Origin of the sequence: Kushneria phyllosphaerae (genome assembly GCF_900312995.1) — a bacterium.
In the GTDB taxonomy this organism is placed as follows: Bacteria; Pseudomonadota; Gammaproteobacteria; order Pseudomonadales; family Halomonadaceae; genus Kushneria; species Kushneria phyllosphaerae.
On record NZ_ONZI01000038.1, the window covers coordinates 1 to 400 of the forward strand.

The following is a 400-nucleotide window of genomic DNA, read 5'->3' on the forward strand; positions in this document are numbered from 1 at the left end:
GTAAAAACCTGCCTTGCGCTGGGTGTCGATATTAATACCTGCGATCGTCAGGGGAAAACGGCAATTACGCTGGCAAGTTTATATCAGCAATATGCTTGCGTTCAGGCATTAATTGATGCCGGAGCGGATATTAATAAGCAAGATCATACCTGTTTAAATCCTTTTTTAATTAGCTGTCTGAACGATGATTTAACGCTACTACGAATTATTTTACCGGCTAAACCCGATCTTAATTGCGTAACCCGTTTTGGCGGTGTCGGCCTGACGCCTGCCTGTGAAAAAGGCCATTTAAGTATTGTAAAAGAGCTTTTGGCGCATACGGAGATTAACGTTAACCAGACCAACCATGTAGGCTGGACGCCGCTACTGGAAGCGATTGTGCTTAATGATGGTGGTATTA

1 protein-coding gene is annotated in these 400 nt (G+C 43.8%); it reads left to right on the top strand.

Annotated features, from left to right (window positions below; all coding sequences use genetic code 11):
* Positions 1–400: ankyrin repeat domain-containing protein (locus tag KSP9073_RS17360; protein ID WP_108844208.1), on the top strand; the 400-nt coding region annotated here is incomplete at both ends.